The 6341-nt window shown below is 48.4% G+C and carries 7 protein-coding genes, 1 tRNA gene, 1 other RNA gene and 3 pseudogenes; 7 read left to right on the top strand and 5 right to left on the bottom strand.

Annotation, left to right across the window (positions count from 1 at the left end):
* The 4 genes and pseudogenes from BFF42_RS09240 to csgG form a co-directional block, all read left to right on the top strand.
* Positions 1-292 (top strand): annotated as a pseudogene (locus tag BFF42_RS09240) (IS1-like element IS1X2 family transposase); the annotation flags it as partial.
* A gap of 17 nt (positions 293-309) precedes the next feature.
* A pseudogene (gene csgE, locus BFF42_RS09235) lies at positions 310-585 on the top strand (curli production assembly/transport protein CsgE); the annotation flags it as partial.
* A 24-nt stretch (positions 586-609) separates the two neighbouring features.
* Positions 610-1026 carry a curli production assembly/transport protein CsgF gene (gene csgF / locus BFF42_RS09230; RefSeq protein ID WP_001264094.1) on the top strand — a complete coding sequence of 139 codons (417 nt, stop codon included), beginning with the start codon at positions 610-612 and terminating at the stop codon, positions 1024-1026.
* Positions 1027-1052: 26 nt separating this feature from the next.
* Positions 1053-1886, top strand: a pseudogene (csgG, locus tag BFF42_RS09225) (curli production assembly/transport protein CsgG).
* A gap of 63 nt (positions 1887-1949) precedes the next feature.
* On the opposite strand, the gene BFF42_RS09220 reads toward csgG, so the two are convergent.
* From BFF42_RS09220 to ghrA, 4 genes are all read right to left on the bottom strand, one after another.
* Complete coding sequence (locus BFF42_RS09220; protein WP_001297187.1) at positions 1950-2441, bottom strand: DUF1097 domain-containing protein; 492 nt, start codon at positions 2439-2441, stop codon at positions 1950-1952.
* Positions 2442-2542: 101 nt separating this feature from the next.
* Positions 2543-3097: a molecular chaperone YcdY gene (ycdY, locus tag BFF42_RS09215; RefSeq protein WP_001001902.1), complete on the bottom strand. Its 555-nt coding sequence runs from the start codon at positions 3095-3097 to the stop codon at positions 2543-2545.
* A gap of 23 nt (positions 3098-3120) precedes the next feature.
* Positions 3121-3858, bottom strand: a complete 738-nt coding sequence (gene ycdX / locus BFF42_RS09210; protein ID WP_000283664.1) for a zinc-binding phosphatase — start codon at positions 3856-3858, stop codon at positions 3121-3123.
* A gap of 54 nt (positions 3859-3912) precedes the next feature.
* Complete coding sequence (gene ghrA, locus BFF42_RS09205) at positions 3913-4851, bottom strand: glyoxylate/hydroxypyruvate reductase GhrA (protein WP_000351323.1); 939 nt, start codon at positions 4849-4851, stop codon at positions 3913-3915.
* 233 nt (positions 4852-5084) lie between these two features.
* Here ghrA and BFF42_RS09200 point away from each other — a divergent pair.
* Together BFF42_RS09200 and BFF42_RS09195 are read left to right on the top strand one after the other, a co-directional pair.
* Positions 5085-5172: transfer RNA gene (locus BFF42_RS09200), tRNA-Ser, on the top strand.
* A gap of 44 nt (positions 5173-5216) precedes the next feature.
* Positions 5217-5352, top strand: a non-coding RNA gene (locus BFF42_RS09195) — RtT sRNA.
* Between the two features lie 90 nt (positions 5353-5442).
* Here the strand turns inward: BFF42_RS09195 and BFF42_RS09190 are convergent.
* Positions 5443-6129, bottom strand: a complete 687-nt coding sequence (locus BFF42_RS09190) for a DUF2726 domain-containing protein (RefSeq protein WP_012421689.1) — start codon at positions 6127-6129, stop codon at positions 5443-5445.
* 161 nt (positions 6130-6290) lie between these two features.
* Here BFF42_RS09190 and BFF42_RS28265 point away from each other — a divergent pair.
* Positions 6291-6341, top strand: a 51-nt coding sequence (locus BFF42_RS28265) for an IS1 family transposase (protein WP_165888145.1), incomplete at its 3' end; no start/stop codon positions are given.

Below are 6341 nucleotides of genomic sequence, written 5' to 3'. Positions count from 1 at the left end.
GGCGCACGTCTTCGGTGAACGCACTCTGGCCACACTGGAGCGTCTTCTGAGCCTGCTGTCGGCCTTTGAGGTCGTGGTATGGATGACGGATGGCTGGCCGCTGTATGAATCACGCCTGAAGGGAAAGCTGCACGTTATCAGCAAGCGTTACACTCAGCGCATTGAGCGACATAATCTGAATCTGAGACAACATCTGGCAAGGCTGGGACGGAAGTCACTGTCGTTCTCAAAATCGGTGGAGCTGCATGACAAGGTCATCGGGCATTATCTGAACATAAAACACTATCAGTAAGTTGGAGTCATTACCCTATTGGCCATGATTTTTACCGAGCCTTTAGTGATAAATGGGAAAGTGACTATACGGGTAACTTAACGATTAATGAAAGGCCCAGTGCACGATGGGGAAGCTGGATCACTATAACGGTCAATCAGGACGTTATTTTCCAGACTTTTTTATTTCCGTTGAAAAGAGACTTCGAGAAAACTGTCGTCTTTGCACTGATTCAAACTGAAGAAGCACTAAATCGTCGCCAGATAAATCAGGCGTTATTAAGTACGGGCGATTTGGCGCATGATGAATTCTAAATAAAAAATTGTTCGGAGGCTGCAATGCGTGTCAAACATGCAGTAGTTCTACTCATGCTTATTTCGCCATTAAGTTGGGCTGGAACCATGACTTTCCAGTTCCGTAATCCAAACTTTGGTGGTAACCCAAATAATGGCGCTTTTTTATTAAATAGCGCTCAGGCCCAAAACTCTTATAAAGATCCGAGCTATAACGATGACTTTGGTATTGAAACACCCTCAGCGTTAGATAACTTTACTCAGGCCATCCAGTCACAAATTTTAGGTGGGCTACTGTCGAATATTAATACCGGTAAACCGGGCCGCATGGTGACCAACAATTATATTGTCGATATTGCCAACCGCGATGGTCAATTGCAGTTGAACGTGACAGATCGTAAAACCGGACAAACCTCGACCATCCAGGTTTCGGGTTTACAAAATAACTCAACCGATTTTTAAGCCCCAGCTTCATAAGGAAAATAATCATGCAGCGCTTATTTCTTTTGGTTGCCGTCATGTTACTGAGCGGATGCTTAACCGCCCCGCCTAAAGAAGCCGCCAGACCGACATTAATGCCTCGTGCTCAGAGCTACAAAGATTTGACCCATCTGCCAGCGCCGACGGGTAAAATCTTTGTTTCGGTATACAACATTCAGGACGAAACCGGGCAATTTAAACCCTACCCGGCAAGTAACTTCTCCACTGCTGTTCCGCAAAGCGCCACGGCAATGCTGGTCACGGCATTGAAAGATTCTCGCTGGTTTATACCGCTGGAGCGCTAGGGCTTACAAAACCTGCTTAACGAGCGCAAGATTATTCGTGCGGCACAAGAAAACGGCACGGTTGCCATTAATAACCGAATCCCGCTGCAATCTTTAACGGCGGCAAATATTATGGTTGAAGGTTCGATTATCGGTTATGAAAGCAACGTTAAATCGGGCGGTGTTGGGGCAAGATATTTTGGGATCGGTGCAGACACGCAATACCAGCTCGATCAGATTGCCGTGAACCTGCGTGTCGTCAATGTGAGTACCGGTGAGATCCTCTCCTCGGTGAACACCAGTAAGACGATACTTTCCTATGAAGTTCAGGCCGGGGTTTTCCGCTTTATTGACTACCAGCGCTTGCTGGAAGGGGAAGTGGGTTACACCTCAAACGAACCCGTTATGCTGTGTCTGATGTCGGCTATCGAAACAGGGGTCATTTTCCTGATTAATGATGGTATCGACCGTGGTCTGTGGGATTTGCAAAATAAAGCAGAACGGCAGAATGACATTCTGGTGAAATACCGCCATATGTCGGTTCCACCGGAATCCTGACAGATAAAAAAGCAGGAATTATCATCCGGCATTTTACTGTTTAAGCGAAAGCGTGAGTGCCCCTCACGCTTTATTTTTGATTTCCTGCTCACGGTGAGCCGTCTTTGCACTACGCGCCGCCAGCCACAGGCCGCTGTTTTTCATTGCGTAACCAAATACCAGCCCAAGCGCCAGCGAAGGTAACACCAGTTTCCAGTCACCCTGCCCGGCAAACGTCGCGCATGCGCCTATAAACGTCCCCGGAACAAATGAAAGCAGCAGCTGTTTGGCCTGAATACACATCAGAAACGCCACAATACCGGTTATGACATAACCGAGAATTTCCAGATGTGGTGCCAGTGCACTACCGTAAATAATGACCATCGCCCACACCACGCCACTAAGCAGGGTTGCAGCGGAGATCGCCAGCCCTTTCAGCCCACCTTGCGGGCAGGCAAAGTAGGCCGTACAGCCCAGGAAGCCCGCCCAGCTTAGTAAGCCCAGGGAAACAGCCACCCATCCCCAGATACCGGAGAGAATGCCTGTTGTGATTGCAATAGAGAGAAGTATGTTCATGCCGCGCATGATAGCAGAAAACGCGGCCATGAATGAGATCGAGCACACATTTTATGCAACAACAAATTATCTGTTGCAGTTATGAGTGACGATGATCACATTTACTCTTCAGAATCTTCTTCCAGCTCGTCCCACATTGCACTAATGGCATCACGGGTTAGCGGTGCCATGGTGCGCCAGAAAGGCGTGGTTGCATGGGCCTCCACTTTGCCGAGGAACGCACCACACCAGGGTAACAGATACTCACTGAACAGTGTTTCCAGTGCTTCGCTCTCATCTTCCGTTGACTGATCTTCCAGCCAGGAAGCCGCAAGCAGCAATGTGCCGATGTGATCGGCTGGCGTATCCGCCAGTGGCATCCCTCGTTCGGAAAGAAAAGCGCGCACTTCCGCTTCCGTTGCGTCCTCAACCCATGCGCTACGATATGGCGGCACGGCACATTCATCGCCGATAAACAACGCATTGTAATCGGCAGAGACTTGCGCCATATCACAGCTTTTCTGTAAACGCGTCAGTAACTCATCCTGCTCCAGTGGCCAGTTCGCAGCCAGTTTCCCCTCACGAATCAGGGTAAACAGCGGCACCAGTAAAGGATCTTGCGGTTGGCGGTAATAGAGCGAACCCAGCACACGACAGAGGATAGAAAACTCGTTCATTAATATATTTCCATTACTAGTAATTAAAGGTCTGCAAATTCCGCAATCGGTGCCATACCGCGAGATTCAAGGAAGTTCAGTAAGCGGCGCGGAGAAACATTCAAAATGCGCTCTGGCGGAAAATCTACCGCGTCGAGGATTTTAAGACACTCTTCAAATTCCCCCATGGTAAACGCGGTGTGAGAATCCGAGCCTAATGCCACCCAACCTCCAGCATCACGTACCGCTGCGGCTACCGCACGACAGTTGTCTTCACTGCCCTTACGTGAGTGTAAAAATGAAGAATTATTGATTTCCAGCGCCACCTGATGTTTCGCGGCTGCTTCAGCAACGGCTTTCACATCTATTTCATATTTGGGATTTCCGGGATGGCTTATTATATGCACATTGCCGCTGGCGATAGTGGCGATCATCGCTTGTGTATTGGTCGCTTTGTCATGTGGTGCAAAAACCGGCTCATGAAAACCGGCAATAATCAGATCCAGCGAGTCAAACATTTTACCGCTGCAATCAATTTCACCATCAACATTTTTAATGTTAGCTTCGATGCCGCGCAGGATCCCTACCCCATCAACCACTCGCGGCCAGATACGCATGTTAATGAAGTGCCAGTGATGCGGAGCATCTTCCATATCCGGGCCATGATCGGTGATCGCAAAAAGTTTAATGCCCTTTTGTTTGGCCTGGGCAATGTAATCACTCAATGTGCTATATGCATGTGTGCTGGCAACGGTATGCATATGAAGGTCGACGGGATACATAACTCTCTCCTGTATTCAATTCCCGCCAAGGATAGCAGGAATCCTGATGCTTTATTAGTAGCCGCGTGCGCGGTCGACTTGCCCGCAGACCCTCTCCCCTTTTTCGAGCTGGGCAATGGTGCGAGAAATGTACTCCACAGCTTCAGCGGGACGGGTAATCGCGGCGACATGTGGTGTTATCGTCACGCGTGGATGTTGCCAGAGCGGACTTTCAGGCGGTAAGGGTTCACGATTAAAAACATCCAACATTGCGCCTTTAACTTTGCCGCTATCCAGCGCCGCGAGCAGGTCATCTTCCACAACATGAACACCACGCGCCAGGTTGAGGAGATACGCGCCATCCGGTAATTTTTCGAGTAATTGTTGATTAATAATGCCGACGGTTTCAGGGGTATTCGGTAACAAATTAATCAATACCCGACATTGGCTCAGAAATGCAGACAGTTCTTCCCGTCCGGCAAAGCTTTGCACGCCAGGCCACGATTTACGGGTTCGACTCCAGCAACGCAGCGGAAAGCGCCAGGTTTGCAGACTCTGAGCAACTTTACTGCCCAGTACGCCTGCGCCCAAAATGCCGATGGTAAAATCTTCCCAATGATATTCAGGCAGCGGTTGCCAATGCGAACTATTTTGCTGGATGCGATAATCGTCAAAACGTCGAAACCAATGCAGCACCTGACTGACAGCATATTCCTGCATTTGCTCGCCCATACCAGTATCTTCCAGGCGAAAAAGTGGAACAGAAGGGTTCAGCATTTCAGGGTGTGCCTGTAGCTTGCTCAAAATAGAATCAACACCGGCCCCGAGTGCGAACACCGCTTTAAGATCGCGCCCTGCCAGCATTTCAACAGGAGGATGCCAGACTAAAGCATAATCAGCAGAGTCATTATCTCCGCTTTTCCATGCTCTGACTCTTGCCTGAGGAATAGCTTTGCGCAGTGCCTCAATCCACCATTGGGTATCGAACGTTGGGTGATAAAAGATGATATCCATACTGACTCCCGAAAAGCGTTGTGCGAAATTTATTCGCACTTATCGTTATGATCTACAAAGGCCACCAGCATAACAAATCCGTGGTCGGTGGCAAAAAAAGCAGATTTCGCTTATTAAAACCACACATTGATTGAAGTTTGAATAAACGCGCGATTTTTTCAAAAAGTTTGTTGACCTCAGGTCATGATTTCCCTAAATTATCGCCCGTTCCAGCAAGACAGGAACAACAATTTGGTGAGGTGTCCGAGCGGTTGAAGGAGCACGCCTGGAAAGTGTGTATACGGCAACGTATCGGGGGTTCGAATCCCCCCCTCACCGCCATATTTAAAGAAGAGCTCGTACGAAAGTACGGGCTTTTTTTTCGTATATTGCACACACCGGGGGGATGAGAAGCCCCGACCGGGGTTCGACAACTGGCGACAGCCAGTTGGACAGACCGTGAACGCAGTGAGCGGGCTGCCCGCAGGGCGAGCGAAGCGAGTCAATCCCCCCTCACCGCCATCTTTAAAGAAGAGCTCGTACGAAGGTACGGGCTTTTTTTCGTATATTGCACACACCGGGGGGATGAGAAGCCCCGACCGGGATACTTAGTTAATGCACCGGTTCACTCTTTGTCGCCGCGACTAATGGGCGAATCTTGTCACGAGTCTCCCAGACCGGAGGAATTTCCTCCAATTTAGTGACAGAAGCTCGTACAAAAGGCACCCGTGCAAGAGTCATAATTGTATCCAACCAACGGTCACGAATAATGCGATCCGCCCTTTCATGACTCGGGTCATCCAGCTCAATAACACAGACTTTTTTATTGTTCTTCTTTGAAACCAGAACATAATCCATTGCCATGCCATTATAAATTGCAAAGAAACGCTTTCTTTCTTCTTCGCTAAACTCAGGTTGTTCTGGAAAGTTGATCAAGCGCCCCAGAGAGGCCTGGCAATGGATATGACAATAATGTCCAAACCATTTTTCCAGATTATCGAAATACATTTTTTCACAACGAGTGATTAACCACTCTTTTCTTTCCAATAAAATACCTTCGGCAACCATTCCCTGAAATAACTCATCTCGCTCTTGCCAACGAGAGTCACGATAGGTTTTCTGCGGTATATAGCTCCTTGTCGACGCCTTAGCGGCAGGGGAAGTTGCAGATGAAGGGACGGGTTGCGATTTAGCGATGATTACCGATGAGGCAACTTTTCGGAGTGTCAATTTTCTGGCAACAGCAAAACCGGCGATAAATGCAATTGTCAAACAAGTTACAAAAGCCATAAAGCTCATAATTAATTTTCACCTATCCATGTTGATTATATTTCATTACCAATGTTACTCGCTGCAGCGTGTTACATGCCAACAATGCAACGATCAATATATAGTTAGTATCATGGGTGATGCTGCCAACTTACTGATTTAGTGTATGATGGTGTTTTTGAGGTGCTCCAGTGGCTTCTGTTTCTATCAGCTGTCCCTCCTGTTCAGCTACTGACGGGGTG

The organism is Shigella sp. FC1661 (genome assembly GCF_001712525.1).
Taxonomy (GTDB): Bacteria; Pseudomonadota; Gammaproteobacteria; order Enterobacterales; family Enterobacteriaceae; genus Escherichia; species Escherichia coli.
This window is presented reverse-complemented; position numbering and strand designations above follow the sequence as displayed.